Genomic DNA, 25,137 nt, shown 5'->3' on the forward strand with positions numbered 1-25,137 from the left:
CATGGCACATATCGGAAAGCGCGTCGTCAAGGGCCGTGAAGGCATTGACCGCACCAAGCTGTACTCGCTCGACCAGGCTGTCACGTTCATCAAGGAACGCGCCAACGCCAAGTTCGACGAGACCGTCGAGATCGCGATGAATCTCGGCGTCGATCCGCGTCACGCCGACCAGATGGTCCGTGGCGTCTGCAACCTCCCGAACGGCTCGGGCCGCACGCTGCGCGTCGCCGTCTTCGCCCGCGGCGCCAAGGCCGAAGAGGCCAAGGCCGCTGGTGCCGATATCGTCGGCGCCGAGGAGTTGGTCGAGTCCGTCCAGAAGGGCGAGATCAATTTCGATCGCTGCATCGCGACCCCGGACATGATGGGTCTCGTCGGCCGTCTCGGTAAGGTGCTCGGCCCGCGCGGCCTGATGCCGAACCCGCGCGTCGGCACCGTCACCATGGACGTGACCGCCGCCGTCGCCGCCTCGAAGGGCGGTTCGGTCGAGTTCCGCGTCGAGAAGGCCGGTATCGTCCACGCTGCGGTCGGCAAGGCCTCGTTCTCGGCCGAGAAGCTCTCGGAGAACATCAAGGCTTTCGTCGACTCCGTCGCCAAGGCCAAGCCCGCCGGCGCCAAGGGCACGTACATTCAGCGTGTCGCCCTGTCGTCGACCATGGGCCCGGGCGTCAAGATCGAGCCGAACACCGTCATCGGCGGCTGACAAGCTACGAGGGAAGGGCGGCCGGCTGACCGGTCGCCCACCCGCTCTTGATTTCGTGAAGTCAAGAGCCTACTTGGCAGGAACAGGCGAAGGCGCTATACGCACGCCTGTTTCCATGAGTGAAGGGGCTCCGGCGTGCCTGGCACGAAGGGGTCTGTTTCGCGTTTTTCGGCGGTTTTCCGCTGAAGAATGGGTGATTGGGGCCGCGGAAAGTGATTTCCAAGGCCAGAATCATCCAGTCCTGTCTGAGACTGCAGGTGCTTTCCCGGTTCGTCCGGGAGCATAATTTCGCCAAGAGGCCTGCATAGACGGTGCAAGAGCTTAGTCCCGGATCGCGAGATCCGGACAAGACGGTTCGAACCATCTCGCCCGATCGTGACCCTCAGGGGTCGGGAGCGGGGACAGGGCACCAAGCGTCGCTTTGCGGGACGCCGGTGTCAACCGGGGTTTCGGGAAGCGGCATTTGCAACCGGCGGCGAGCCCTCAAAGCTTGTCGCCTACCGGAGAGAGCCCAGTGGATAAAGCGGCAAAAAAAGATGCCGTCGCGTCGCTGAACGATGTGTTTGCGAACACGTCGGTCGTCGTCGTGGCCCACTATGCGGGTTTGACCGTGGCCCAGTTCCAGAAGCTTCGTCGCGAGATGAAGGCGAATGGCGCCACTGTTAAGGTCGCAAAGAACCGCTTGGCCAAGATCGCTCTTGAAGGCACCGACGTCGCGTCCATCAGCAAGCTGCTGACGGGTCCCACCCTGATCGCTTATTCAAACGATCCGGTCGCGGCGCCGAAGGTCGCCACCGCTTTCGCCAAGGAAAACGACAAGCTCGTCATCCTGGGCGGCGCGATGGGCACGACCGCCCTGAACCCCGATGGTGTCAAGGCCCTGGCCACGATGCCCTCGCTCGACGATATGCGCGCCAAGCTCATCGGCCTTATCCAGGCCCCGGCTACGAAGCTCGCGCAGCTCACGAACGCGCCCGCCGGCAAGCTGGCTCGCGTGGTTCAGGCTTATGCCGACAAGAATGCGGCTTGATAGCCAGCAAACCCTTATCGTTCGAACCTCTTAAGACAGGAAGTTAAACATGGCCGATCTCGCCAAGCTCGTCGACGATCTCTCGTCGCTCACCGTTCTCGAGGCCGCTGACCTCGCCAAGATGCTCGAAGAGAAGTGGGGCGTTTCCGCCGCCGCCGCCGTCGCCGTTGCGGCTGGTCCGGCTGCTGGCGGTGGCGCTGCCGCCGCTGCTGAAGAGCAGACCGAGTTCACCGTTGTCCTGGCTTCGGCCGGCGACAAGAAGATCGAGGTGATCAAGGAAGTCCGCGCCATCACCGGCCTGGGCCTCAAGGAAGCCAAGGACCTGGTCGAAGGCGCTCCGAAGCCGGTCAAGGAGTCGGTTGGCAAGGACGAGGCCGAGAAGCTCAAGAAGCAGCTCGAGGCCGTCGGCGCCAAGGTCGAGCTCAAGTGAGCTTGGGCCGGCTGATGCCGGTCCGACCGTAGTCACTATCGACAGTCCCGGGGCGGTTCACGCCTCCGGGGCTGTTGCGTCGTTTCCGCAAGGTGCGGCGAATCAGTGAGGCAGATCACAGGATTTGCCTCGAACGGCTGACCCGGCGGCCTTGCAGTCGCTTCCGTCGGACCTCCGGGTCAGCCGTCTGCAACAGCGGTTCGTCGTCAGATGAATCTGCGCGGATGTGTCAAGGTTGGGCATGGCGTCCTCCGCCGGGCCCGAAGAACGCGAGGAACAACATGGTCAATTCGCTCCAGGGTCGCAGGCGCGTCCGCAAGTTCTTCGGCAAGCTCAAGGAAGTGGCTGAGATGCCGAACCTCATCGAGGTTCAGAAGGCGTCCTACGACCAGTTCCTGATGGTCGACGAGCCCAAGGGTGGCCGCGCCGACGAGGGCCTGCAGTCCGTCTTCAAGTCCGTCTTCCCGATCGGCGATTTCTCCGGCGCCTCGCTGCTGGAATTCGTGAAGTACACCTTCGAGCCGCCGAAATACGATGTCGACGAGTGCCGCCAGCGCGGCATGACCTTCTCGGCGCCGCTCAAGGTGACGCTGCGCCTGATCGTGTTCGATATCGACCCGGACACCCAGGCGAAGTCGGTCAAGGACATCAAGGAGCAGGATGTCTACATGGGCGACATGCCGCTCATGACCGATAACGGCACCTTCATCGTCAACGGCACCGAGCGCGTCATCGTCTCGCAGATGCACCGTTCGCCGGGCGTGTTCTTCGATCACGACAAGGGCAAGACCCATTCCTCGGGCAAGCTGCTCTTCGCTGCGCGCATCATCCCCTATCGCGGGTCCTGGCTCGACATCGAGTTCGACGCCAAGGACATCGTCTATGCCCGTATCGACCGGAAGCGTAAGATTCCCGTCACGTCGCTGCTGTTCGCGCTCGGCATGGACGGCGAGGAAATCCTCAGCCGCTTCTATAACCACATCACCTATACCAAGGACGCCAAGGGCTGGCGCGTTCCCTACGACGCGGAGCGCATGAAGGGCTTCAAGGCCTCCGAGGACCTGATCGACGCCGATACCGGCGAGGTCGTGGTCGAGGCCGGCAAGAAGCTCGTCGCCCGCACCGCCCGCCAGCTCGCCGAGAAGGGCCTCAAGTTCCTGCGTGCGCAGGACGAGGACCTGTACACCCAGTACATCGCCGAGGATCTGGTCAATCCGGCAACGGGCGAGGTCTATGCCGAGGCCGGCGAGGAGATCGACGAGAAGCTGCTGAAGCAGCTGACCGACGACGGCTTCGACGAGATCCCGGTGCTCGACATCGACCACATCACGGTCGGCCCCTATATCCGCAACACGCTGAAGGTCGACAAGAACTCGCGTCGTGAAGAGGCGCTGTTCGACATCTACCGCGTGATGCGTCCGGGCGAGCCGCCGACGCTCGAGACCGCCGAGAACATGTTCCAGTCGCTGTTCTTCGACTCGGAGCGCTACGACCTGTCGGCCGTCGGCCGCGTCAAGATGAACATGCGCCTCGACCTCGACGCCGAGGACACCGTGCGCATCCTGCGCAAGGAAGACATCTTCGCGGTCGTCAAGGCGCTGGTCGACCTGCGCGACGGCAAGGGCGAGATCGACGACATCGACCATCTCGGCAACCGCCGCGTGCGCTCGGTCGGCGAGCTCATGGAGAACCAGTATCGCCTGGGGCTGCTCCGCATGGAGCGCGCCATCAAGGAGCGCATGTCCTCGGTCGATATCGACACGGTCATGCCGCAGGACCTGATCAACGCGAAGCCGGCGGCTGCCGCCGTGCGCGAGTTCTTCGGCTCGTCGCAGCTCTCGCAGTTCATGGACCAGACCAACCCGCTCTCGGAAGTCACCCACAAGCGCCGCCTTTCGGCGCTTGGCCCGGGCGGCCTGACCCGCGAGCGCGCCGGCTTCGAGGTGCGCGACGTGCACCCGACGCACTATGGCCGCATCTGCCCGATCGAGACGCCGGAAGGCCCGAATATCGGCCTGATCAACTCGCTCGCCACTTTCGCGCGGGTGAACAAGTACGGCTTCATCGAGAGCCCCTACCGCCGCATCCGCGACGGCAAGGTCACGGACGAGGTGATCTATCTCTCGGCGATGGAAGAGGCGAAGTACAACGTCGCCCAGGCGAATGCTGCCGTTGACGCCGAAGGCCGCCTGACGGACGACCTGATCGTCTGCCGCCGCGCCGGTGAAGTCATCGTCACGCCGGTCGACAAGGTCGACTTCCAGGACGTGTCGCCGAAGCAGCTCGTCTCGGTCGCCGCGGCGCTGATCCCGTTCCTCGAGAACGACGACGCGAACCGCGCGCTGATGGGCTCGAACATGCAGCGCCAGGCGGTGCCGCTGGTTCGCGCCGACGCGCCCTTCGTCGGCACCGGCATGGAAGCGGTCGTCGCCCGTGACTCGGGCGCCGCGATCGCGGCCCGCCGCGGCGGTATCGTCGACCAGGTCGACGCGACCCGTATCGTCATCCGCGCGTCGGACGAGATGGATCCGACCAAGCCGGGCGTCGACATCTACCGCCTGCAGAAGTTCCAGCGCTCCAACCAGTCGACCTGCATTACGCAGCGCCCGCTGGTCCGCGTCGGCGACATCATCAAGAAGGGCGACATCGTCGCCGACGGCCCGTCGACGGAGTTCGGCGAGCTCGCGCTCGGCCGCAACGTGCTCGTCGCGTTCATGCCGTGGAACGGCTACAACTTCGAGGACTCGATCCTTCTCTCCGAGAACATCGTGGCCCAGGACGTCTTCACCTCGATCCATATCGAGGAGTTCGAGGTCATGGCCCGCGACACCAAGCTCGGTCCGGAGGAGATCACGCGCGACATTCCGAACGTTTCGGAAGAGGCGCTGAAGAACCTCGACGAAGCCGGCATCGTCTATATCGGCGCCGAAGTGGCGGCCGGCGACATCCTCTGCGGCAAGATCACGCCGAAGGGCGAAAGCCCGATGACGCCGGAAGAGAAGCTTCTGCGCGCCATCTTCGGCGAGAAGGCTTCCGACGTCCGCGACACCTCGCTGAGGGTTCCGCCCGGCGTGCAGGGCACGATCGTCGAGGTCCGCGTGTTCAACCGCCACGGCGTCGACAAGGACGAGCGCGCCCAGGCGATCGAGCGCGAGGAGATCGAGCGTCTCGCCAAGGACCGTGACGACGAGCAGGCGATCCTGGACCGCAACACCTTCGCGCGTCTGGCCGAGATCCTGACCGGCAAGACCGGCCTCGCCGGCCCGAAGGGCTTCAAGAAGGACACGGTCATCACCCGCGAGGTGATGAGCGAGTTCCCGCGTTCGCAGTGGTGGCTGTTCGCGACCGCCGAAGACTCGCTGATGACCGAGATCGAGGCGATGCGGAAGCAGTACGACGAGTCGAAGAAGCGCCTCGAGCAGCGCTTCCTCGACAAGGTCGAGAAGCTGCAGCGCGGCGACGAGCTGCCCCCGGGCGTGATGAAGATGGTCAAGGTCTTCGTCGCGGTGAAGCGCAAGATCCAGCCGGGCGACAAGATGGCCGGCCGTCACGGCAACAAGGGCGTCGTTTCGCGCATCGTGCCGGTGGAGGACATGCCGTTCCTCGAGGACGGCACCCACGCCGACATCGTGCTGAACCCGCTCGGCGTGCCCTCGCGTATGAATGTCGGGCAGATCCTGGAGACGCATCTGGGCTGGGCGGCTGCGGGCCTCGGCAAGCAGATCGGCAAGGCGCTCGATGCCTACAAGAAGTCGAGCGACTTCAAGGCGCTGAAGGCGGAGTTCGATGCCGTCTACGAGGATAACGAGATCATCGCCTCGATGGACGAGGCGGAACTCGTGGAGATGGGCCAGAACCTGCGCCGCGGCGTCCCTGTCGCGACCCCGGTGTTCAACGGCGCCAAGGAGGCCGATATCGAGCGGCTCCTGGAGCAGGCCGGCCTGCATTCCTCGGGCCAGTCGACGCTCTATGACGGCCGCACGGGTGAGCCTTTCGACCGCAAGGTGACGATGGGCTACATCTACATGCTCAAGCTGCACCACCTGGTCGACGACAAGATCCACGCGCGTTCGATCGGTCCGTACTCGCTCGTCACCCAGCAGCCGCTGGGCGGCAAGGCGCAGTTCGGCGGCCAGCGCTTCGGCGAAATGGAGGTCTGGGCGCTCGAAGCCTACGGCGCCGCCTACACCCTGCAGGAAATGCTGACGGTGAAGTCGGACGACGTCGCGGGCCGCACCAAGGTCTACGAGTCGATCGTGCGCGGCGAGGACAACTTCGAGGCGGGCATCCCGGAGAGCTTCAACGTTCTCGTCAAGGAAATGCGCTCGCTCGGCCTCAACGTCGAGCTGATCAACAACAAGGTGAAGCCGGGCGAGTTGCCGCCGGCCGAAGCGGCCGAATAAGCCGCTACCCGACACCTTGAACAATGCCGGCGGCACTCACGCCGCCGGCTGACGGAATTGACGAGCCGGGCAGGGCGGCCTTTGCCCCCGCCGGCGGAAGGAGACAGGCGATGAAGCAAGAGGTCATGAACCTTTTCGGCCAGCAGCCGGTCCAGCAGGCCTTCGACGCGATCAAGATTTCGATCGCGAGCCCGGAGAAGATCCTGTCCTGGTCCTATGGCGAGATCAAAAAGCCGGAGACCATCAACTACCGCACGTTCAAGCCGGAGCGTGACGGCCTGTTCTGCGCGCGCATCTTCGGGCCGATCAAGGACTACGAGTGCCTGTGCGGCAAGTACAAGCGCATGAAGTTCAAGGGCGTCATCTGCGAGAAGTGCGGCGTCGAAGTCACGCTCGCCCGCGTCCGGCGCGAGCGCATGGGCCATATCGAGCTCGCCGCCCCGGTGGCGCATATCTGGTTCCTGAAGTCGCTGCCCTCGCGCATCGGCCTCCTGATGGATATGCCGCTCAAGGACCTCGAGCGCATCCTCTATTTCGAAAGCTACGTCGTCATCGAGCCGGGTCTCACCCCGCTCAAGGACCGTCAGCTTTTGTCGGAAGAAGAGTATGTCCGGGCTCAGGAAGAGTACGGCGCGGACACCTTCACCGCCATGATCGGCGCGGAAGCCATCCGCGAGATGCTGCGCGCGCTCGACCTCGACCAGATCAACGCCGATCTCAAGCATGAGATCGCGACGACGACGTCCGAGCTGAAGCCCAAGAAGCTGATGAAGCGCCTCAAGATCATCGAGGCCTTCCAGGAATCGGGCAACAAGCCGGAATGGATGGTGATGACCCAGATCCCGGTCATCCCGCCGGATCTGCGCCCGCTCGTTCCGCTCGACGGCGGCCGCTTCGCGACCTCCGACCTGAACGACCTCTATCGCCGCGTCATCAACCGCAACAACCGCCTGAAGCGCCTGATCGAGCTGCGCGCGCCGGACATCATCATCCGCAACGAGAAGCGGATGCTGCAGGAATCCGTCGACGCTCTGTTCGACAACGGCCGCCGCGGCCGCGTCATCACGGGTGCCAACAAGCGCCCGCTGAAGTCGCTCGCCGACATGCTGAAGGGCAAGCAGGGCCGCTTCCGCCAGAACCTGCTCGGTAAGCGCGTCGACTATTCGGGCCGTTCGGTCATCGTGGTCGGCCCGGAGATGAAGCTGCACCAGTGCGGCCTGCCGAAGAAGATGGCGCTCGAGCTGTTCAAGCCGTTCATCTATGCGCGCCTCGACGCCAAGGGCTACTCGACCACGGTCAAGCAGGCCAAGAAGCTCGTCGAGAAGGAGAAGCCGGAGGTCTGGGATATCCTGGACGAGGTCATCCGCGAGCATCCGGTGATGCTGAACCGCGCGCCGACGCTGCACCGCCTGGGCATCCAGGCCTTCGAGCCCGTGCTGATCGAGGGCAAGGCGATCCAGCTCCATCCGCTGGTCTGCGCCGCCTTCAACGCGGACTTCGACGGTGACCAGATGGCCGTGCACGTCCCGCTGTCGCTCGAAGCGCAGCTTGAAGCGCGCGTGCTGATGATGTCGACCAACAACATCCTGCACCCGGCGAACGGCATGCCGATCATCGTGCCGTCGCAGGATATCGTGCTCGGCCTCTACTATCTCTCGATCATCTCGGACGGCGAGCCGGGCCAGGGCAAGATCTTCGGCGATTTCGGCGAGCTCGAATACGCGCTGCACGAGAAGGTCGTGACGCTGCATTCGAAGATCAAATACCGCTGGACCGGCGTCGGCCATGACGGCAAGCCGTATACGAAGATCTACGACACCACCCCGGGCCGCGTGATCCTCTCGACCGCGCTGCCGGAGCATCCGGCCGTGTCCTTCGACGTCGTCAACAAGCTGATGACGAAGAAGGAGATCTCCGGAATGATCGACGCCGTGTATCGCGGCTGCGGTCAGAAGGAATCGGTGATCTTCTGCGACCGCGTCATGGGGCTGGGCTTCAAGCACGCCTTCAAGGCCGGCATCTCCTTCGGCAAGGACGACATGGTCGTGCCGGAGAACAAGTGGGAGATCGTCGACACGACCCGCGCGCTCGCCAAGGATTACGAGCAGCAGTACCAGGACGGCCTGATCACGCAGGGCGAGAAGTACAACAAGGTCGTCGACGCCTGGGCGAAGTGCTCCGACAAGCTCGCCCAGGAGATGATGGCCCGCATCTCGACCGTCCAGAAGGACGAGACCGGCCGCGACAAGCAGATCAACTCGATCTACATGATGTCGCACTCGGGTGCCCGTGGTTCGCCGGCGCAGATGCGCCAGCTCGCCGCCATGCGCGGCCTGATGGCCAAGCCGTCGGGCGAGATCATCGAGAGCCCGATCATCTCGAACTTCAAGGAAGGCCTCGACGTTCTCGAGTACTTCAACTCGACCCACGGCGCCCGCAAGGGCCTCGCCGACACGGCGCTCAAGACGGCCAACTCCGGTTATCTGACCCGCCGTCTCGTCGACGTGGCGCAGGACGCGATCATCTCCGAGGTGGATTGCGGCTCGGATAACGGCATCAAGATGCGCGCCATCGTCGATGCCGGCCAGGTCGTGGCTTCGCTCGGCATGCGTATCCTGGGCCGCGCGACGGCCGAGGACATCGTCGATGTCGAGGGCAAGGTCATCGTCGCCAAGGGCATCGTGATCGAAGAGAGCGACATCGCCAAGATCAACGCCGCCGGCGTCCAGGAGGTGAAGATCCGTTCGGTTCTCACCTGCGAGACCAAGAACGGCGTCTGCGCCACCTGCTACGGTCGCGACCTGGCTCGCGGCACGCCCGTCAACATGGGCGAGGCCGTCGGCGTCATCGCGGCGCAGTCGATCGGCGAGCCGGGCACGCAGCTCACCATGCGTACCTTCCACATCGGCGGCGCGGCCACCATCGCCGACCAGTCCTTCGTCGAGTCGAACTTCGAAGGCACGGTCAAGATGCGCAACCGCAACGTCGCGCGGAACTCGGACGGCGACCTCATCGCCATGGCGCGCAACATCGCCATCGTGATCGTCGGCCCGGACGGCGCCGAGCGCGCGGTCCATCGCGTCCAGTTCGGCTCGAAGCTGCGCGTGGACGAGGGCGACAAGGTCAAGCGCGGCCAGCGCCTGATCGAGTGGGATCCCTATTCCCGCCCGATCCTCGCGGAAGTGGACGGCAAGGTCGGCTACGAGGACCTCGTGGACGGCATGTCGATCACCGAGACGACCGACGAGGCGACCGGCATCTCCAAGCGCGTCGTCATCGACTGGCGCGGCTCGGCCCGTACGGCCGATCTCAAGCCGGCGATGGTGATCTACGGTGCCGACGGCAAGGTCGCGAAGCTCGCCCGCGGTGGCGAAGCCCGCTACATCCTGCCGGTCGACGGCATCATCTCGGTGGAGCCGGGCCACGCGATCAAGGCTGGCGACGTGCTGGCGCGTGTCTCGACCGACTCGGCCAAGACCCGCGACATCACCGGCGGTCTGCCGCGCGTCGCGGAGCTGTTCGAGGCCCGTCGTCCGAAGGATGCGGCGATCATCGCCGAGAAGTCCGGCGTCATCGGCTTCGGCAAGGACTACAAGAACAAGCGTCGCGTCACGCTGACGCCGCACGATGGGTCCGACGGGGTCGAGTACCTGATCCCGAAGGGCAAGCACATCCATCTCCAGGACGGCGACGTCGTGGAGGTCGGCGACTACATCCTCGACGGCAACCCGGCCCCGCACGACATCCTGGCGATCAAGGGCGTCGAGGAACTGGCGGCTTATTTGGTCAACGAAATCCAGGAGGTCTATCGCCTCCAGGGCGTGACCATCAACGATAAGCACATCGAGGTCATCGTCCGGCAGATGCTGCAGAAGGTCGAGATCACCGAGTCCGGGGACAGCGACATCCTGACCGGCGACCAGGTCGATCGGATCGAGCTGGAAGAGGTCAACGCGAAGCTGCGCGAAGAGGGCAAGAAGCCGGCCTCCGGCGTTCCGGTCCTGCTCGGCATCACCAAGGCTTCGCTGCAGACCCGCTCCTTCATCTCGGCGGCGTCCTTCCAGGAGACCACCCGCGTCCTCACCGAGGCGGCGGTCAACGGCAAGTCGGACCTTCTCGAAGGCCTCAAGGAGAACGTCATCGTCGGCTCGCTCATCCCGGCCGGCACCGGCGCTCAGGTCGCCCGCATCAAGCAGGTGGCGACGCGCCGCGACGATCTCATCGTCGGCCAGAAGGCGGACGCGGCGGCGAAGGCCGCCAAGGCCGCCGCGGCGGTTCTGCCTGCTGCCGAGTAAGAATCGGCAGCAAGCGAGCTTCGCAATCATCGGAAAGGCCGCCCCTCCCGGGCGGCCTTTTTGTTTCAAGAAGGGTAGGGGCGTGACCTATCCGGGCGGATCGCTGCAAAACCCCGGCCTTTTCGGCCGTTTCGGGGTTGACGCGAATCTCCGTTCGAGTCATAAGCGCGCCACTGTCGACGGTTGTCGGACACGTTTGTCGCCTGCGCATCGTTCGCAAGCGAGTTTCGCGACCGAAACTCCGTCGGAATTCCAGCGTCGATTGACGACATGGCAGGATGCATGAACGCGGGTTCCCGTGTTCCTCTGCTGGCGAACGCGCCTGAGGCCCCTGAAAGGGCGCCGATGGCGCGGCTTCGTTTATGTCATGGCTTTGCTCGGCCTGGGAGATTGACCAGGAATTTCCAAACGCTCAATGGGGCGAGAGGCCAGAATGCCGACAATCAGCCAGCTCATCCGCAAGTCGCGGTCGCCCGTGAAGGCGCGCAACACCGCCCCGGCGCTTGAGAATTGCCCGCAGAAGCGCGGCGTTTGCACGCGCGTCTACACGACGACCCCGAAGAAGCCGAACTCGGCGCTCCGTAAGGTTGCGAAGGTTCGCCTGACCAACGGCTTCGAGGTCATCGGCTATATCCCCGGCGAGGGTCACAACCTCCAGGAGCACTCTGTCGTCATGATCCGTGGCGGCCGCGTGAAGGACCTTCCCGGCGTGCGCTATCACATCCTGCGCGGTGTGCTCGACACGCAGGGCGTCAAGAACCGCAAGCAGCGCCGTTCGAAGTACGGCGCGAAGCGTCCCAAGTAATTTCGGCCTGACCGGCCGGGCGTCCTGCCTGGGCCGGTCCGCCGCGTTGAAGATTTACGGAGACTAGACGATGTCCCGCCGCCACAGTGCCGAAAAGCGCGAAGTTATCCCGGACCCGAAGTTCGGCGATATCGTCGTGACCAAGTTCATGAACTCGGTCATGTACGAAGGCAAGAAGTCGACCGCCGAGCGGATCGTCTACGGTGCCTTCGATATCATTGAGGCGAAGACCAAGAGCGAGCCGCTCGGCGTCTTCAAGTCGGCGCTCGAGAACGTCGCTCCGGCGATCGAGGTTCGTTCCCGCCGCGTCGGTGGCGCGACCTATCAGGTTCCGGTCGAAGTCCGCACCGAGCGCCGTCAGGCGCTGGCGATCCGCTGGCTCATCACGGCTGCCCGCGGCCGCAACGACAAGACCATGGTGGAGCGCCTGTCGGCCGAGCTGATGGACGCCGCCAACAACCGCGGCAACGCGGTCAAGAAGCGCGAAGACACGCACCGGATGGCGGAAGCCAACCGCGCCTTCTCGCACTACCGCTGGTAAGCGGCGCGCTGACCCGAGACATAGAGCACGATCATGGCCCGTTCCCATCCCATCGACCGTTATCGCAACTTCGGCATCATGGCCCACATTGATGCCGGCAAGACGACGACGACCGAGCGCATCCTCTACTACACCGGCAAGTCCCATAAGATCGGCGAAGTCCATGACGGCGCCGCGACCATGGACTGGATGACGCAGGAGCAGGAGCGTGGCATCACGATCACCTCGGCTGCGACGACCTGCTTCTGGCAAGACAACCGCCTGAACATCATCGACACCCCCGGCCACGTCGACTTCACCATCGAAGTCGAGCGTTCGCTGCGCGTGCTCGATGGCGCCGTCTGCGTTCTCGACGGCAACCAGGGCGTCGAGCCTCAGACCGAGACCGTCTGGCGCCAGGCCGACAAGTACGACGTCCCGCGTATCGTGTTCGTCAACAAGATGGACAAGATCGGCGCCGATTTCTATCGCTGCGTCCAGGACATCATCGACCGCGTCGCCGGCAAGCCCGTCTGCCTGCAGATTCCGATCGGTTCGGAGTCGAACTTCGCCGGCGTGATCGACCTCATCAAGATGAAGGCGATCGTCTGGAACGGCGAGGCGCTCGGCGCTTCGTTCGAGGAGCAGGACATCCCGGCCGACCTCGCCGACAAGGCTGCCGAGTACCGCTCGAAGCTCGTCGAGGCCGCCGTCGAGATGGACGACGTCGCGATGGAAGCTTATCTCGAAGGCACCGAGCCGGATGCCGCGACGCTGCGCAAGCTCGTCCGCACCGCCGTGCAGCGCCGCGCGTTCCACCCCGTGCTCTGCGGCTCGGCCTTCAAGAACAAGGGCGTGCAGCCCCTGCTCGACGCGGTCGTGGACTTCCTGCCGTCGCCGGTCGATCGCGGCGCGGTCGAAGGCATCGACTTCAAGACCGAAGAGCCGACCACCCGCAATCCGACGGACGAAGATCCGTTCTCCATGCTCGCCTTCAAGATCATGGACGACCCCTTCGTCGGCACCATCACCTTCTGCCGCATCTATTCGGGCAAGGTCGAAGCGGGCCAGGGCGTCATCAACTCGACCCGCGACAAGAAAGAGCGCGTCGGTCGCATGCTCCTGATGCATGCGAACAACCGCGAGGACATCAAGGAGGCTTATGCCGGTGACATCGTCGCCCTGGCCGGCCTGAAGGATGTCCGCACCGGCGACACGCTCTGCGATCCGACCAACGCGGTGATCCTGGAGCGCATGGAGTTCCCCGAGCCGGTCATCACGATCGCGATCGAGCCGAAGTCCAAGGCCGACCAGGAGAAGCTGGGCCTCGCCCTGTCGAAGCTCGCGAACGAGGATCCGTCCTTCCGCGTGTCGACCGACCAGGAGAGCGGCCAGACCATCCTGAAGGGCATGGGCGAGCTCCATCTCGACATCAAGGTCGACATTCTGAAGCGCACGTACAAGGTCGATGCCAATATCGGCGCGCCGCAGGTTGCGTATCGCGAGACGCTGACCAAGAAGGCCGAGATCGACTACACCCACAAGAAGCAGACCGGCGGTACGGGCCAGTTCGCCCGCGTCAAGCTCGTCATCGAGCCGAACGAGACCGGCAAGGGCTTCGAGTTCGAGTCGAAGGTCGTCGGCGGTTCGGTGCCGAAGGAGTACATCCCCGGCGTCGAGAAGGGCCTTAACTCGGTCATCGGCTCCGGCGTGCTCGCCGGCTTCCCGGTCGTGGACGTCAAGGTCACGCTGATCGACGGCGCCTTCCACGAAGTCGACTCGTCGGCTCTCGCCTTCGAAATCGCCTCCCGTGCAGCGCTGCGCGAAGGTCTGCAGAAGGGCGGCTCCGTGCTGCTCGAGCCGATCATGAAGGTCGAGGTCGTGACCCCGGAGGACTATACCGGTTCGGTCATCGGCGACCTGAACTCGCGCCGTGGCCAGATTCAGGGCCAGGACATGCGCGGCAACGCCGTCGTGATCAACGCGATGGTTCCGCTGGCGAACATGTTCGGCTACGTGAACCAGCTTCGCTCGTTCTCGCAGGGCCGTGCGAACTACACGATGCAGTTCGACCACTATGAGCAGGTGCCGTCGGCGGTGGCCGCCGAGGTCCAGGCCAAGTACGCCTGAACCCCGCACCGACCCGACTGACCATTTGAACAAGATCTGACGGAGGCTACGATGGCCAAAGAGAAATTCGCTCGCAACAAGCCGCACTGCAACATTGGAACGATTGGTCACGTCGACCATGGCAAGACGTCTTTGACGGCTGCGATCACGAAGGTTCTGGCCGAGTCGGGCGGCGCGTCGTTCACGGCGTATGACCAGATCGACAAGGCGCCGGAAGAGAAGGCCCGCGGCATCACGATCTCGACGGCTCACGTCGAGTACGAGACGGCCAACCGCCACTACGCGCACGTCGACTGCCCCGGCCACGCCGACTATGTGAAGAACATGATCACGGGCGCGGCGCAGATGGACGGCGCGATCCTGGTGGTTTCGGCGGCCGACGGCCCGATGCCGCAGACCCGCGAGCACATCCTGCTGGCGCGCCAGGTCGGCGTTCCCGCGCTGGTGGTGTTCATGAACAAGGTCGACCTGGTCGACGACGCCGAGCTGCTGGAGCTCGTCGAGATGGAGATCCGCGAGCTCCTCTCGAAGTACGACTTCCCGGGCGACGACATCCCGATCACCAAGGGCTCGGCCAAGGTCGCTCTCGACAACGGCGACAAGGCGATCGGCCATGACGCGGTCGTGGCGCTGATGAAGACGGTCGACGACTACATCCCGCAGCCGGAGCGTCCGATCGACCAGCCGTTCCTGATGCCGGTCGAGGACGTGTTCTCGATCTCGGGCCGTGGCACGGTGGTGACCGGCCGCGTCGAGCGCGGCATCGTCAAGGTCGGCGAGGAAATCGAGATCGTCGGCCTGAAGGACACCGTGAAGACGACCGTCACGGGCGTCGAGATGTTCCGCAAGCTGCTCGACCAGGGCCAGGCCGGCGACAACATCGGCGCGCTGCTGCGCGGCACGAAGCGTGAGGACGTCGAGCGCGGCCAGGTGCTGTGCAAGCCGGGTTCGGTGAAGCCGCACACGAAGTTCAAGGCCGAGGCCTACATCCTGACGAAGGAAGAGGGTGGCCGTCACACGCCGTTCTTCACCAACTACCGCCCGCAGTTCTACTTCCGCACGACGGACGTGACCGGCGTGGTCTCGCTGCCGGAAGGCACGGAGATGGTGATGCCGGGCGACAACATCTCGATGGAGGTGACGCTGATCGCCCCGATCGCGATGGAAGAGAAGCTGCGCTTCGCCATCCGCGAAGGCGGCCGCACCGTCGGCGCCGGCGTCGTCGCCAGCATCATCGCGTAACGCGTTTGCGTGAGGGGCAGGGGCCCTTCGGGGCCTTTGCCTTTTCTCACGTCACGGAGAATTGAGACCATGAACGGTCAGAACATTCGGATCCGCCTCAAGGCGTTCGACCACCGCATCCTCGACGCCTCGACGCGCGAGATCGTGTCGACCGCGAAGCGGACGGGCGCCCAGGTCCGCGGACCGATTCCGCTGCCCACGCTCATCGAGAAGTTCACCGTCAACCGCTCGCCGCACATCGACAAGAAGTCGCGCGAGCAGTTCGAGATGCGGACCCACAAGCGGGTTCTCGATATCGTCGACCCGACCCCCCAGACGGTCGACGCCCTCATGAAGCTCGATCTCGCCGCCGGCGTCGACGTCGAAATCAAGCTTTAAGTCGGAGATGGTCTGAACGACGAAGCGGTTTCCACTTCGTCTGACCATCTTCGGATCCGATTAAACGGGTCCTCTGTTTCCGGCGACCCCGGATGGACATGACCCCAAAGGAAGGTATGCACCGATGCGTTCCGGTGTGATTGCACAGAAAGTCGGGATGACCCGCATCTTCACGGATGCCGGCGAACACATCCCGGTCACCGTGCTGAAGCTCGACAACTGCCAGGTCGTCGCGCATCGCACGATCGAGAAGAACGGCTATGTGGCCGTGCAGCTGGGCTCCGGCCAGGCGAAGGTGAAGAATGTCTCGAAGGCGGAGCGCGGTCATTTCGCGGTCGCCAAGGTCGAGCCGAAGCGCAGGGTGGTCGAGTTCCGCGTCAGCAACGACGCGCTGATCCCCGTCGGCGCCGAGCTGACCGCGGACCACTTCGTCGTCGGCCAGTTCGTCGACGTCTCCGGCACCACCACCGGTAAGGGTTTCGCCGGCGGTATGAAGCGCTGGAACTTCGGCGGTCTGCGCGCCACGCACGGCGTGTCGGTCTCGCATCGCTCGATCGGTTCGACCGGTGGCCGTCAGGACCCGGGCAAGACCTTCAAGAACAAGAAGATGCCGGGCCATCTCGGCGCCGAGCGCGTCACCACGCAGAACCTGCGCGTCGTCCAGACGGATGCCGAGCGCGGCCTGATCCTCGTCGAGGGCGCCGTTCCCGGCGTCGCCGGCGGCTGGATCCATGTCCGTGACGCCGTCAAGCGCGCCCTGCCGAAGGATGCGCCGCTGCCGGGCAAGTTCAAGGTTTCCGGCGAGGGCAAGGCGGAAGAGGCTCCTGCGGCCCAGGCTGAGGAGAACGCGTGATGAAGTTCGATATCACCACTCTCGAGGGCAAGTCGGCCGGTTCGGTCGAGCTGTCGGATGAGGTGTTCGGCCTCGAGCCGCGCGCCGATCTGCTGGCTCGCATGGTCCGCTATCAGCTCGCCAAGCGTCGCGCCGGGACCCACAAGTCCAAGGGCCGCTCGGAAGTCGATCGCACCCGCAAGAAGATCTACAAGCAGAAGGGCACCGGCGGCGCTCGCCACGGCGCGGCTTCGGCTCCGCAGTTCCGCGGCGGCGGCAAGGCCTTCGGCCCGGTCGTTCGCGATCACGGCCACGATCTTCCCAAGAAGGTCCGTGCGCTGGCTCTGCGTCACGCTCTCTCGGCCAAGGCCAAGGATGCCGGCATCATCATCATCGATGATGTGACGCTGTCCGAGCCGAAGACCAAGGTGCTGCTCGGCCATTTCGGCAAGCTCGACCTGTCGAGCGCGCTGATCATCGGCGGCGCCGAGATCGATACCAATTTCGGCCTGGCCGCTCGCTCGATCCCGAATGTCGACGTGCTGCCGGTTCAGGGCATCAACGTTTACGACATCCTGCGTCGCGACAAGCTTGTCCTGACGCGCGCGGCCGTCGATGCGCTGGAGGCGCGCTTCAAATGAGCCAGTCCGCCAAGAACCTCGACCCGCGCCACTACGATGTGATCGTGGCGCCGGTCATCACCGAGAAGGCGACGATGCTCTCCGAGCACAACAAGGTCGTCTTCAAGGTTGCCAAGACCGCAACGAAGCCGCAGATCAAGGCGGCGATCGAGAAGCTCTTCGACGTCAAGGTCAAGAGCGTCAACACGATCGTCACCGAGGGCAAGGTCAAGATGTTCCGTGGCCGTCCCGGCCAGCGTTCGGACGTCAAGAAGGCGGTCGTGACCCTCGAAGAGGGCCACTCCATCGACGTGACCACGGGCCTGTGAGGGAAGCATCATGGCTTTGAAACACTTCAAGCCGATCACGCCGAGCCTTCGCCAGCTCGTGATCGTCGACCGCAGCGAGCTCTACAAGGGCAAGCCGGTCAAGGTGCTGACGGAGGGCAAGTCGTCCTCGGGCGGCCGCAACAATCTCGGCCGCATCACCGTCCGCTTCCGCGGCGGTGGCCACAAGCGGACGCTGCGTCTCGTCGACTTCAAGCGTCGCGGCAAGGCCGGCATCCCGGCGACCGTCGAGCGGATCGAGTACGATCCGAACCGCACCGCCTTCATCGCCCTGATCAAGTATCAGGACGGCGAGCAGTCCTACATCCTGGCGCCGCAGCGCCTGGCTGTCGGCGACACGGTGGTTGCCGGTGACTCGGTCGACGTGAAGCCCGGCAACGCGGCCCCGATGGGCACGCTGCCGATCGGCACGATCGTGCACAATGTCGAGCTGAAGATCGGCAAGGGCGGCGCGCTCGCCCGTTCGGCCGGCAACTACGCCCAGATCGTGGGTCGCGACCAGGGCTACGTCATCGTCCGCCTGAACTCGGGCGAACAGCGCCTGATCTCGGGCCTGTGCTATGCTACTGTCGGCGCCGTCTCGAACCCGGATCACATGAACCGGAACGACGGCAAGGCTGGTCGCTCGCGCTGGCTCGGCCGCCGTCCGCATAACCGCGGCGTCTCGATGAACCCGGTCGACCACCCGCACGGTGGTGGTGAAGGCCGGACCTCGGGTGGCCGTCATCCGGTCACGCCCTGGGGTCTGCCGACCAAGGGTAAGAAGACCCGCTCGAACAAGCGGACCGATACGTTCATCGTGTCGAGCCGTCACGCCCGCAAGAAGAAGAACTGAGGTCCGTCATGGCGCGTTCGCTTTGGAAAGGTCCGTTCGTCGACGGATACCTCCTGAAGAAGGCCGAGGTCGCCAGGACCTCGGCTCGTAATGAAGTTATCAAGATCTGGAGCCGTCGCTCCACGATCCTGCCGCAGTTCGTCGGTCTGACGTTCGGCGTCTACAACGGCCATAAGCATGTGCCGGTGTCCGTGTCCGAGGAGATGGTGGGCCACAAGTTCGGCGAGTTCTCGCCGACGCGCACCTTCCACGGCCACGCCGCCGACAAGAAGGCGAAGAGGAAGTAAGCCATGGGTAAAGCATCCGCCCCCCGTGCGCTGCCCGAGAACGAAGCCACTGCGATCGCTCGCAACCTTCGCGTCTCGCCGCAGAAGCTGAACCTCGTCGCTCAGCTGATCCGTGGCAAGAAGGTCGCGACCGCGCTCGCCGACCTCGAGTTCTCGCGCAAGCGGATCTCGCTCGATGTGCGCAAGTGCCTCCAGAGCGCGATCGCCAACGCCGAGAACAACCATGATCTCGATGTCGACGATCTCGTCGTGGCACAGGCCTTCGTCGGCAAGGCGCTCGTCATGAAGCGCTTCCATGCCCGCGCCCGCGGCCGTGGCGCCCGTATCCTGAAGCCGTTCTCGAACATCACGATCGTGGTGCGCGAAGTGCAGGCTGCGAAGGCCTGAGGAGAGAACGATGGGTCAGAAAATCAATCCGATCGGCCTTCGCCTCGGCATCAACCGCACCTGGGACTCGCGTTGGTTCGCCAACAAGGGCGAGTACGGCAAGCTGCTGCATGAAGACATGGCCATCCGCGCCGCGCTCATGAAGCTGCTGAAGCAGGCTGCCGTCTCGAAGATCATCATCGAGCGTCCGCATCGCAAGTGCCGCGTCACCATCCACTCGGCTCGTCCGGGCGTGGTGATCGGCAAGAAGGGTGCCGACATCGAGAAGCTCCGCAAGGAAGTCTCGAAGCTTACCAAGGCCGACGTGACGATCAACATCGTCGAGGTGCGCAAGCCCGAGATCGACGCGACGCTCGTCGCGGACTCGATCGCTCAGCAGCTCGAGCGCCGCGTCGCCTTCCGTCGCGCCATGAAGCGCGCCGTGCAGTCGGCGATGCGTCTGGGCGCCGAGGGCATCCGCATCAACTGCTCGGGCCGTCTCGGCGGCGCCGAGATCGCCCGCCTCGAATGGTACCGTGAGGGCCGCGTGCCGCTGCATACGCTGCGCGCCGACGTCGATTACGGCGTCGCCACCGCTTTCACGACCTACGGGACGTGCGGCATCAAGGTCTGGATCTTCAAGGGCGAGATCCTGGAACACGACCCGATGGCCCAGGACAAGCGCCTCTCCGACGAGGGCGGCCGCTCCGGCGGTCGTGACCGTGATCACCGCGATCGCGATCGTCGCGAGCAGGCTGCGTAAGGCTGATCGAGAAGAGCCATGCTGCAACCAAAACGCACCAAGTTCCGCAAGCAGTTCAAGGGACGCATCTCCGGCGTCGCCAAGGGCGGCACGGACCTCAACTTCGGCCAGTTCGGCCTGAAGGCCCAGGAGCCCGAGCGCGTCACCGCCCGGCAGATCGAGGCGGCCCGCCGCGCGATCACCCGCGCCATGAAGCGCGTCGGTCGTGTCTGGATCCGCGTGTTCCCCGACGTGCCGGTTTCCAAGAAGCCGACCGAAGTCCGCATGGGTAAGGGCAAGGGTTCGCCCGAGTTCTGGGCGGCCAAGGTCAAGCCGGGCCGGATCATGTTCGAGCTCGACGGCGTGTCCGAGGAGATCGCCCGCGAGGCGCTCCGTCTCGGCGCCGCCAAGCTGCCGATCAAGACCCGCTTCATCCAGCGCATCGCCGAGTAAGGGAGGCCGACATGAAAATCGCACAGCGTCAGTCCGACCTGAAGGCCATGAGCACGGACCAGCTGCAGGACGAGCTCCTGAAGCTCAAGAAGGAGCAGTTCAACCTGCGCTTCCAGAAGGCCACCGGGCAGCTCGAGAACACCGCGCGCGTCACTGAAGTGCGCAAGGACATCGCCCGCATCAAGACGCTGCAGCGGTCGAAGACCGTCGCGGCGAGCGCGTGAGGAGAGAATAATGCCTAAGCGCGTACTGCAGGGCGTCGTCGTCAGCGACAAGCAGAACAAAACTGTTGTGGTCAAGGTCGAGCGGCGTTATACGCACCCGCTGCTCAAGAAGACGGTGCGCCGCACGAAGAACTATCACGCCCATGACGAGGCGGGTTCGTTCAAGGTCGGCGACACGGTTTGGATCGAGGAGTCCAAGCCGATTTCCAAGCTGAAAAGCTGGGTTGTGCTCGAAGACGCCCCCAAGGCGTGATTCGAGACGGCTTCGCCCGGCCCCGAATCAGGGGCAGGGCGGGGCAGGAAAGAAGCCGGACATGTTTCTCCGCAAAGGTGGAAACCACTTTTGCGGATCGTGTTTTGTTTGAGGCCAGGGGGCGATCGACCCCCGTCAGTCGTAGTCCCGGATGGCACTGATGCGGTCCGGGAAACCGCGCTGATACACAGATTGGAAGGATCAAGGCCATGATCCAGGTGCAGACGAATCTCGACGTCGCCGACAATTCCGGCGCCCGTCGCGTGATGTGCATCAAGGTTCTCGGCGGATCGAAGCGGCGCTATGCCCGCATTGGCGACATCATCGTCGTTTCGATCAAGGAAGCCATTCCGCGCGGTCGCGTGAAGAAGGGCGACGTCATGAAGGCGGTCGTCGTTCGCACCGCCAAGGACGTCAAGCGCCAGGACGGTTCGGTGATCCGGTTCGACCGCAATGCGGCCGTGCTGATCAACAACCAGAAGGAGCCGGTCGGCACGCGTATCTTCGGACCGGTTCCGCGCGAGCTGCGCGCCAAGAACCACATGAAGATCATCTCGCTGGCGCCGGAGGTGCTTTGATGGCTGCGAAGATCAAGAAGGGCGACAAGGTCGTCGTGCTCGCTGGTCGCGACAAGGGCAAGACCGGCGAAGTGCTGCAGGTGCTCCCCAAGGATGCCCGCGCCGTCGTGCGTGGCGTCAACCTGGTGAAGCGCCACACCAAGCAGTCCCCGCAGTCCGAGGGCGGCATCATCAGCAAGGAAGCGACGATCGACCTGTCGAACATCGCCGTCGCCGACCCGAAGGATGGCAAGGCCACCCGTGTCGGTTTCAAGGTGCTCGATGACGGCCGCAAGGTTCGTTTCGCCAAGCGTTCGGGGGATCTGATCGATGGCTGAGGCTCAGCAGGCGGCTCTCTCGCCGCGCATGAAGAAGCATTACGAGGACGTCGTCCGTCCCGCGATGATCGCCGAATTCGGCTACAAGAACGTCATGGAAGTGCCGACGATCGAGAAGATCGTCATCAACATGGGCGTTGGTGAAGCGACTGCCGACCGCAAGAAGGTCGACAACGCTGCCGGCGACCTCGCCATGATCGCCGGTCAGAAGCCGGTCATCACCAAGTCCCGCCTCGCCATCGCCGGCTTCAAGCTGCGCGAGAATATGGCGGTCGGCTGCAAGGTCACGCTGCGCAAGACCAAGATGTTCGAGTTCGTCGACCGGCTCGTCACCATCGCCTTGCCGCGCGTGCGCGACTTCCGGGGCCTCAACCCCAAGTCGTTCGACGGGCGCGGCAATTTCGCGCTCGGGATCAAGGAGCACATCGTGTTCCCCGAGATCAACTACGACAAGGTCGACCAGGTCTGGGGCATGGACGTGATCGTCTGCACGACTGCGAAGTCGGACGACGAGGCACGCGCTCTGCTCAAGCACTTCAACTTCCCGTTCCGGCAGTGAACCTCAGCGTTCATACGCGGAAACCAGGAGAGATCGATGGCTAAGAAAAGCTCCGTCGAGAACAACGAGCGTCGCAGGAAGCTGGTGAAGAAATTCGCCGGCCGCCGGGCTCGCCTTCTCGCGATCGCCAATGACGACAACCAGCCCATGGACGAGCGTTTCCTCGCCCGCCTGAAGCTGGCCGAACTGCCGCGCAACTCGGCCAAGATCCGCATTCGCAACCGCTGCGAAGTCACGGGTCGTCCGCGCGCGTTCTATCGCAAGCTCAAGATGTCGCGTGTCGCGCTGCGTGAGCTCGGCAATAAGGGGCTGGTTCCCGGCCTCGTCAAGTCGAGCTGGTAAGGAGGACTGGAACAATGGCTATCATTGATCCGCTCGGCGATATGCTGACCCGCATCCGCAATGCGCAGATGCGTCGCAAGTCCCGCGTTTCCACCCCTGGCTCGAAGCTGCGCGCCCGCGTGCTCGACGTGCTGCAGTCCGAGGGCTACATCCGCGGCTACAGCCAGACCGAGTTCGGCAACGGCCGGACCGAGTTCGACATCGAACTGAAGTATCACGAGGGCCAGCCGGTCATCCGGTCGATCTCGCGTGTTTCGAAGCCCGGCCGCCGCGTCTATTCGTCGGTCGAGACCATGCCGCGCGTGGCCGATGGCCTTGGCGTGACGATCGTCTCGACCCCGCGTGGCGTGATGGCCGATCATGTGGCCCGCGAGCAGAACGTGGGCGGCGAAGTGCTCTGCAAGGTCTTCTGACCTTACAGGCGCCCCGCTCATTTTCAGGAGAGATCCAAATGTCTCGTATCGGTAAGAAGCCGGTTTCGGTTCCCGCGGGCGTCACCGCCTCGGTCACCGGCCAGCTGGTCAAGATCAAGGGCTCCAAGGGCGAGCTCTCCTTCACGGTTCCCGAGGACGTCTCGGTCGCCATGGAGGATGGCGCGATCGCGGTGCAGCCGCGTTCGCAGTCGAAGCGCGCCCGTGCGCTCTGGGGCACCTCGCGCGCCCGCATCAACAACCTCGTGATCGGCACCACCGCCGGCTTCGAGAAGCGCCTCGAGATCAACGGCGTCGGCTACAAGGCCGCCGTCAACGGCAAGGTGCTGAAGCTGTCGCTCGGCTACAGCCACGACATCGATTACGAAATCCCGGCCGGTGTCGCGATCGTGACGCCGAAGCCGACGGAGATCGTCGTCAGCGGCATCGACAAGCAGATCGTCGGCCAGACCGCCGCGGAAATCCGCGACTATCGTGGCCCCGAGCCCTACAAGGGCAAGGGCGTCAAGTACGCCGGCGAATTCATCTTCCGCAAGGAAGGCAAGAAGAAGTAAGGACGCCAGCCATGAGCAAGCAGAACGATGTGACTGCGCGCCGCAAGGCCCGCGTCCGCCGCGCGATCAAGGCGGTTGCCAATGGTCGCCCGCGCCTGTCGGTGCACCGCACCGGCAAGCAGATCTACGCCCAGGTCATCGACGACGTGAAGGGGGTCACCCTGGCCTCCGCCTCGTCGCTCGACAAGGACGTGCGCGAGCAGATCAAGTCCGGAGCCAATGTCGAGGCGGCCGGCCAGATCGGCAAGATCGTCGCCGAGCGCGCGGTCAAGGCCGGCGTGACGGAAGTGGTCTTCGACCGCGGTCCGTACATGTACCATGGCCGCGTCAAGGCGCTGGCCGATGCGGCCCGCGAAGCTGGTCTCAGCTTCTGAGGTTATCGGGTTTCGCCCGGCCTGGCGTTCTGCGCCGGCCGGGCGGCACTCGTTTACAGGCTTCCCCGCGCAATGATGCACGGGGTTAGGCTCGAGCGAGCGGCAGGGCTTCGACCCTCGTCCGCGCAAGTAAGAGGATAGACACATGGCTAGAGAGCCGCGTGAGCGTAAAGACCGGGAACAGGAAGTTTCCGAGTTCGTGGATAAGCTCGTCCACATCAACCGCGTCGCCAAGGTGGTGAAGGGTGGTCGTCGCTTCGGCTTCGCTGCGCTCGTCGTCGTCGGCGACCAGAAGGGCCGCGTCGGCTTCGGCCACGGCAAGGCTCGTGAAGTTCCCGAGGCGATCCGCAAGGCGACGGAAGCCGCCAAGCGCGGCCTCGTCCGCATCCCGCTGCGCGAGGGCCGTACCCTCCATCACGACGTGCAGGGCCGCCACGGCGCCGGCAAGGTCGTGCTGCGTGCGGCTCCGGCCGGTACCGGCATCATCGCCGGCGGCCCGATGCGCGCCGTCTTCGAGGCGGTCGGCATGCAGGACGTCGTGTCGAAGTCGCTCGGCTCCTCCAACCCGTACAACCTCGTGCGCGCCACCTTCGACGCGCTGAAGAACGAGGACAGCCCGCGTTCGGTCGCGGCTCGTCGCTCGCTCAAGGTTTCGGCCCTGCAGACCCGTCGCCGCGATGCCGGCACGGATGCGGCCGCGGAAGCGTGAGGGGGAAATCATGGCAAAGGCTGAGAAGACCTTCACCATCGAGCAGATCGGTTCGCCGATCCGCCGCGAGGCCACCCAGCGCCAGACCCTGATCGGTCTCGGCCTGAACAAGATCCGCCGCCGTTCGACCCTCCAGGACACCCCCGCGGTGCGTGGCATGGTCGAGAAGGTCAAGCACCTCGTGCGCGTCGTCGACGCGAAGTGAGGAGGGCGACACATGAAACTCAATGAAATCCGTGACAACGAAGGCGCTCTGAAGGAGCGCATCCGCGTCGGCCGTGGTATCGGCTCCGGCAAGGGCAAGACCGGTGGTCGCGGCGTGAAGGGTCAGACCTCGCGCGCCGGCGTCGCCATCAAGGGCTTCGAAGGCGGCCAGATGCC

The 25,137-nt window shown here is 64.4% G+C and carries 29 protein-coding genes and 1 pseudogene; all 30 read left to right on the forward strand.

What is annotated here, in order from left to right; genetic code table 11:
• Window position 1 precedes the first annotated feature (1 nt).
• Window positions 2–700, forward strand: coding sequence for a 50S ribosomal protein L1 (gene rplA / locus JHD80_RS06390; protein WP_199085543.1), 699 nt, complete (start codon window positions 2–4; stop codon window positions 698–700).
• Window positions 701–1,214: 514 nt separating this feature from the next.
• Window positions 1,215–1,730, forward strand: a complete 516-nt coding sequence (gene rplJ / locus JHD80_RS06395) for a 50S ribosomal protein L10 (RefSeq protein ID WP_113586819.1) — start codon at window positions 1,215–1,217, stop codon at window positions 1,728–1,730.
• Window positions 1,731–1,779: 49 nt separating this feature from the next.
• Window positions 1,780–2,160 (forward strand): 50S ribosomal protein L7/L12, encoded by a 381-nt coding sequence (gene rplL, locus JHD80_RS06400; protein WP_199085544.1) that lies wholly within the window; start codon window positions 1,780–1,782, stop codon window positions 2,158–2,160.
• Between the two features lie 281 nt (window positions 2,161–2,441).
• Window positions 2,442–6,563 carry a DNA-directed RNA polymerase subunit beta gene (rpoB, locus tag JHD80_RS06405; RefSeq protein ID WP_199085545.1) on the forward strand — a complete coding sequence of 1,374 codons (4,122 nt, stop codon included), beginning with the start codon at window positions 2,442–2,444 and terminating at the stop codon, window positions 6,561–6,563.
• A 110-nt stretch (window positions 6,564–6,673) separates the two neighbouring features.
• A complete protein-coding gene (gene rpoC / locus JHD80_RS06410) occupies window positions 6,674–10,858 on the forward strand; it encodes a DNA-directed RNA polymerase subunit beta' (protein ID WP_199085546.1) in 4,185 nt (1,394 codons plus the stop codon).
• A gap of 433 nt (window positions 10,859–11,291) precedes the next feature.
• Window positions 11,292–11,663 carry a 30S ribosomal protein S12 gene (gene rpsL / locus JHD80_RS06415; protein WP_199085547.1) on the forward strand — a complete coding sequence of 124 codons (372 nt, stop codon included), beginning with the start codon at window positions 11,292–11,294 and terminating at the stop codon, window positions 11,661–11,663.
• 70 nt (window positions 11,664–11,733) lie between these two features.
• Complete coding sequence (gene rpsG / locus JHD80_RS06420) at window positions 11,734–12,204, forward strand: 30S ribosomal protein S7 (protein ID WP_061966717.1); 471 nt, start codon at window positions 11,734–11,736, stop codon at window positions 12,202–12,204.
• Between the two features lie 33 nt (window positions 12,205–12,237).
• A complete protein-coding gene (fusA, locus tag JHD80_RS06425; protein WP_199085548.1) occupies window positions 12,238–14,313 on the forward strand; it encodes an elongation factor G in 2,076 nt (691 codons plus the stop codon).
• 51 nt (window positions 14,314–14,364) lie between these two features.
• The gene (gene tuf / locus JHD80_RS06430; protein ID WP_199085549.1) at window positions 14,365–15,555 is read left to right on the forward strand and encodes an elongation factor Tu; all 1,191 of its coding nucleotides are present in this window, start codon (window positions 14,365–14,367) and stop codon (window positions 15,553–15,555) included.
• 69 nt (window positions 15,556–15,624) lie between these two features.
• A complete protein-coding gene (gene rpsJ, locus JHD80_RS06435) occupies window positions 15,625–15,933 on the forward strand; it encodes a 30S ribosomal protein S10 (RefSeq protein ID WP_043237115.1) in 309 nt (102 codons plus the stop codon).
• Window positions 15,934–16,057: 124 nt separating this feature from the next.
• A complete protein-coding gene (gene rplC / locus JHD80_RS06440; protein WP_199085550.1) occupies window positions 16,058–16,786 on the forward strand; it encodes a 50S ribosomal protein L3 in 729 nt (242 codons plus the stop codon).
• Window positions 16,786–17,406 (forward strand): 50S ribosomal protein L4, encoded by a 621-nt coding sequence (rplD, locus tag JHD80_RS06445; protein ID WP_199085564.1) that lies wholly within the window; start codon window positions 16,786–16,788, stop codon window positions 17,404–17,406. The genes rplC and rplD overlap by 1 nt, the downstream gene beginning before the upstream one ends.
• Complete coding sequence (locus tag JHD80_RS06450) at window positions 17,403–17,714, forward strand: 50S ribosomal protein L23 (protein ID WP_047582026.1); 312 nt, start codon at window positions 17,403–17,405, stop codon at window positions 17,712–17,714. The genes rplD and JHD80_RS06450 overlap by 4 nt, the downstream gene beginning before the upstream one ends.
• Before the next feature lie 10 nt (window positions 17,715–17,724).
• Complete coding sequence (gene rplB / locus JHD80_RS06455; RefSeq protein ID WP_199085551.1) at window positions 17,725–18,567, forward strand: 50S ribosomal protein L2; 843 nt, start codon at window positions 17,725–17,727, stop codon at window positions 18,565–18,567.
• An 8-nt stretch (window positions 18,568–18,575) separates the two neighbouring features.
• Window positions 18,576–18,854 (forward strand): 30S ribosomal protein S19, encoded by a 279-nt coding sequence (gene rpsS / locus JHD80_RS06460; protein ID WP_047582029.1) that lies wholly within the window; start codon window positions 18,576–18,578, stop codon window positions 18,852–18,854.
• A 3-nt stretch (window positions 18,855–18,857) separates the two neighbouring features.
• Window positions 18,858–19,241, forward strand: a complete 384-nt coding sequence (rplV, locus tag JHD80_RS06465; RefSeq protein ID WP_047582031.1) for a 50S ribosomal protein L22 — start codon at window positions 18,858–18,860, stop codon at window positions 19,239–19,241.
• A gap of 10 nt (window positions 19,242–19,251) precedes the next feature.
• Entirely contained in the window at window positions 19,252–19,983 is a 732-nt protein-coding gene (gene rpsC, locus JHD80_RS06470) for a 30S ribosomal protein S3 (protein WP_199085552.1), read from the forward strand.
• Between the two features lie 18 nt (window positions 19,984–20,001).
• Entirely contained in the window at window positions 20,002–20,415 is a 414-nt protein-coding gene (rplP, locus tag JHD80_RS06475) for a 50S ribosomal protein L16 (RefSeq protein ID WP_112581124.1), read from the forward strand.
• Between the two features lie 11 nt (window positions 20,416–20,426).
• Window positions 20,427–20,639: a 50S ribosomal protein L29 gene (gene rpmC / locus JHD80_RS06480; protein WP_061967356.1), complete on the forward strand. Its 213-nt coding sequence runs from the start codon at window positions 20,427–20,429 to the stop codon at window positions 20,637–20,639.
• 10 nt (window positions 20,640–20,649) lie between these two features.
• On the forward strand, window positions 20,650–20,892 hold the full coding sequence (rpsQ, locus tag JHD80_RS06485; RefSeq protein WP_199085553.1) for a 30S ribosomal protein S17: 243 nt from the start codon (window positions 20,650–20,652) through the stop codon (window positions 20,890–20,892).
• A 209-nt stretch (window positions 20,893–21,101) separates the two neighbouring features.
• Window positions 21,102–21,470, forward strand: coding sequence for a 50S ribosomal protein L14 (gene rplN / locus JHD80_RS06490; protein ID WP_038365406.1), 369 nt, complete (start codon window positions 21,102–21,104; stop codon window positions 21,468–21,470).
• Window positions 21,470–21,787 carry a 50S ribosomal protein L24 gene (gene rplX / locus JHD80_RS06495; protein WP_199085554.1) on the forward strand — a complete coding sequence of 106 codons (318 nt, stop codon included), beginning with the start codon at window positions 21,470–21,472 and terminating at the stop codon, window positions 21,785–21,787. The genes rplN and rplX overlap by 1 nt, the downstream gene beginning before the upstream one ends.
• A complete protein-coding gene (gene rplE, locus JHD80_RS06500; protein WP_199085555.1) occupies window positions 21,780–22,346 on the forward strand; it encodes a 50S ribosomal protein L5 in 567 nt (188 codons plus the stop codon). Before rplX ends, rplE begins: the two co-directional genes overlap by 8 nt.
• A gap of 36 nt (window positions 22,347–22,382) precedes the next feature.
• Complete coding sequence (rpsN, locus tag JHD80_RS06505) at window positions 22,383–22,688, forward strand: 30S ribosomal protein S14 (RefSeq protein ID WP_199085556.1); 306 nt, start codon at window positions 22,383–22,385, stop codon at window positions 22,686–22,688.
• 14 nt (window positions 22,689–22,702) lie between these two features.
• Window positions 22,703–23,101, forward strand: a complete 399-nt coding sequence (rpsH, locus tag JHD80_RS06510) for a 30S ribosomal protein S8 (protein ID WP_047582049.1) — start codon at window positions 22,703–22,705, stop codon at window positions 23,099–23,101.
• Between the two features lie 38 nt (window positions 23,102–23,139).
• Window positions 23,140–23,673, forward strand: a complete 534-nt coding sequence (gene rplF, locus JHD80_RS06515) for a 50S ribosomal protein L6 (protein ID WP_199085557.1) — start codon at window positions 23,140–23,142, stop codon at window positions 23,671–23,673.
• 11 nt (window positions 23,674–23,684) lie between these two features.
• Window positions 23,685–24,047, forward strand: a complete 363-nt coding sequence (rplR, locus tag JHD80_RS06520; RefSeq protein ID WP_199085558.1) for a 50S ribosomal protein L18 — start codon at window positions 23,685–23,687, stop codon at window positions 24,045–24,047.
• Window positions 24,048–24,192: 145 nt separating this feature from the next.
• Window positions 24,193–24,756, forward strand: coding sequence for a 30S ribosomal protein S5 (gene rpsE / locus JHD80_RS06525; RefSeq protein WP_199085559.1), 564 nt, complete (start codon window positions 24,193–24,195; stop codon window positions 24,754–24,756).
• 10 nt (window positions 24,757–24,766) lie between these two features.
• Window positions 24,767–24,961 (forward strand): 50S ribosomal protein L30, encoded by a 195-nt coding sequence (rpmD, locus tag JHD80_RS06530; protein WP_061967372.1) that lies wholly within the window; start codon window positions 24,767–24,769, stop codon window positions 24,959–24,961.
• A gap of 12 nt (window positions 24,962–24,973) precedes the next feature.
• Window positions 24,974–25,137 (forward strand): annotated as a pseudogene (locus JHD80_RS06535) (50S ribosomal protein L15); the annotation flags it as partial.

This window comes from Allobosea sp. ASV33 (genome assembly GCF_016428755.1).
GTDB lineage: Bacteria > Pseudomonadota > Alphaproteobacteria > Rhizobiales > Beijerinckiaceae > Allobosea.

Excerpts from the sequence above, each read along its gene's own strand:
- rpsG (WP_061966717.1), top strand. The coding sequence starts at position 11,734 with ATGTCCCGCCGCCACAGTGCCGAAAAGCGCGAAGTTATCCCGGACCCG.
- rpmC (WP_061967356.1), top strand. The coding sequence starts at position 20,427 with ATGAAAATCGCACAGCGTCAGTCCGACCTGAAGGCCATGAGCACGGAC.
- rpoB (WP_199085545.1), top strand. The coding sequence starts at position 2,442 with ATGGTCAATTCGCTCCAGGGTCGCAGGCGCGTCCGCAAGTTCTTCGGC.
- rplP (WP_112581124.1), top strand. The coding sequence starts at position 20,002 with ATGCTGCAACCAAAACGCACCAAGTTCCGCAAGCAGTTCAAGGGACGC.
- rpsL (WP_199085547.1), top strand. The coding sequence starts at position 11,292 with ATGCCGACAATCAGCCAGCTCATCCGCAAGTCGCGGTCGCCCGTGAAG.
- rpsC (WP_199085552.1), top strand. The coding sequence starts at position 19,252 with ATGGGTCAGAAAATCAATCCGATCGGCCTTCGCCTCGGCATCAACCGC.
- rplE (WP_199085555.1), top strand. The coding sequence starts at position 21,780 with ATGGCTGAGGCTCAGCAGGCGGCTCTCTCGCCGCGCATGAAGAAGCAT.
- rplV (WP_047582031.1), top strand. The coding sequence starts at position 18,858 with ATGGGTAAAGCATCCGCCCCCCGTGCGCTGCCCGAGAACGAAGCCACT.
- rpsN (WP_199085556.1), top strand. The coding sequence starts at position 22,383 with ATGGCTAAGAAAAGCTCCGTCGAGAACAACGAGCGTCGCAGGAAGCTG.
- rplA (WP_199085543.1), top strand. The coding sequence starts at position 2 with ATGGCACATATCGGAAAGCGCGTCGTCAAGGGCCGTGAAGGCATTGAC.
- fusA (WP_199085548.1), top strand. The coding sequence starts at position 12,238 with ATGGCCCGTTCCCATCCCATCGACCGTTATCGCAACTTCGGCATCATG.
- rplX (WP_199085554.1), top strand. The coding sequence starts at position 21,470 with ATGGCTGCGAAGATCAAGAAGGGCGACAAGGTCGTCGTGCTCGCTGGT.
- rpsS (WP_047582029.1), top strand. The coding sequence starts at position 18,576 with ATGGCGCGTTCGCTTTGGAAAGGTCCGTTCGTCGACGGATACCTCCTG.
- rpmD (WP_061967372.1), top strand. The coding sequence starts at position 24,767 with ATGGCAAAGGCTGAGAAGACCTTCACCATCGAGCAGATCGGTTCGCCG.
- JHD80_RS06450 (WP_047582026.1), top strand. The coding sequence starts at position 17,403 with ATGAGCCAGTCCGCCAAGAACCTCGACCCGCGCCACTACGATGTGATC.
- rpoC (WP_199085546.1), top strand. The coding sequence starts at position 6,674 with ATGAAGCAAGAGGTCATGAACCTTTTCGGCCAGCAGCCGGTCCAGCAG.
- tuf (WP_199085549.1), top strand. The coding sequence starts at position 14,365 with ATGGCCAAAGAGAAATTCGCTCGCAACAAGCCGCACTGCAACATTGGA.
- rplR (WP_199085558.1), top strand. The coding sequence starts at position 23,685 with ATGAGCAAGCAGAACGATGTGACTGCGCGCCGCAAGGCCCGCGTCCGC.
- rplL (WP_199085544.1), top strand. The coding sequence starts at position 1,780 with ATGGCCGATCTCGCCAAGCTCGTCGACGATCTCTCGTCGCTCACCGTT.
- rpsE (WP_199085559.1), top strand. The coding sequence starts at position 24,193 with ATGGCTAGAGAGCCGCGTGAGCGTAAAGACCGGGAACAGGAAGTTTCC.
- rplD (WP_199085564.1), top strand. The coding sequence starts at position 16,786 with ATGAAGTTCGATATCACCACTCTCGAGGGCAAGTCGGCCGGTTCGGTC.
- rplB (WP_199085551.1), top strand. The coding sequence starts at position 17,725 with ATGGCTTTGAAACACTTCAAGCCGATCACGCCGAGCCTTCGCCAGCTC.
- rpsJ (WP_043237115.1), top strand. The coding sequence starts at position 15,625 with ATGAACGGTCAGAACATTCGGATCCGCCTCAAGGCGTTCGACCACCGC.
- rplC (WP_199085550.1), top strand. The coding sequence starts at position 16,058 with ATGCGTTCCGGTGTGATTGCACAGAAAGTCGGGATGACCCGCATCTTC.
- rpsQ (WP_199085553.1), top strand. The coding sequence starts at position 20,650 with ATGCCTAAGCGCGTACTGCAGGGCGTCGTCGTCAGCGACAAGCAGAAC.
- rplN (WP_038365406.1), top strand. The coding sequence starts at position 21,102 with ATGATCCAGGTGCAGACGAATCTCGACGTCGCCGACAATTCCGGCGCC.
- rplF (WP_199085557.1), top strand. The coding sequence starts at position 23,140 with ATGTCTCGTATCGGTAAGAAGCCGGTTTCGGTTCCCGCGGGCGTCACC.
- rpsH (WP_047582049.1), top strand. The coding sequence starts at position 22,703 with ATGGCTATCATTGATCCGCTCGGCGATATGCTGACCCGCATCCGCAAT.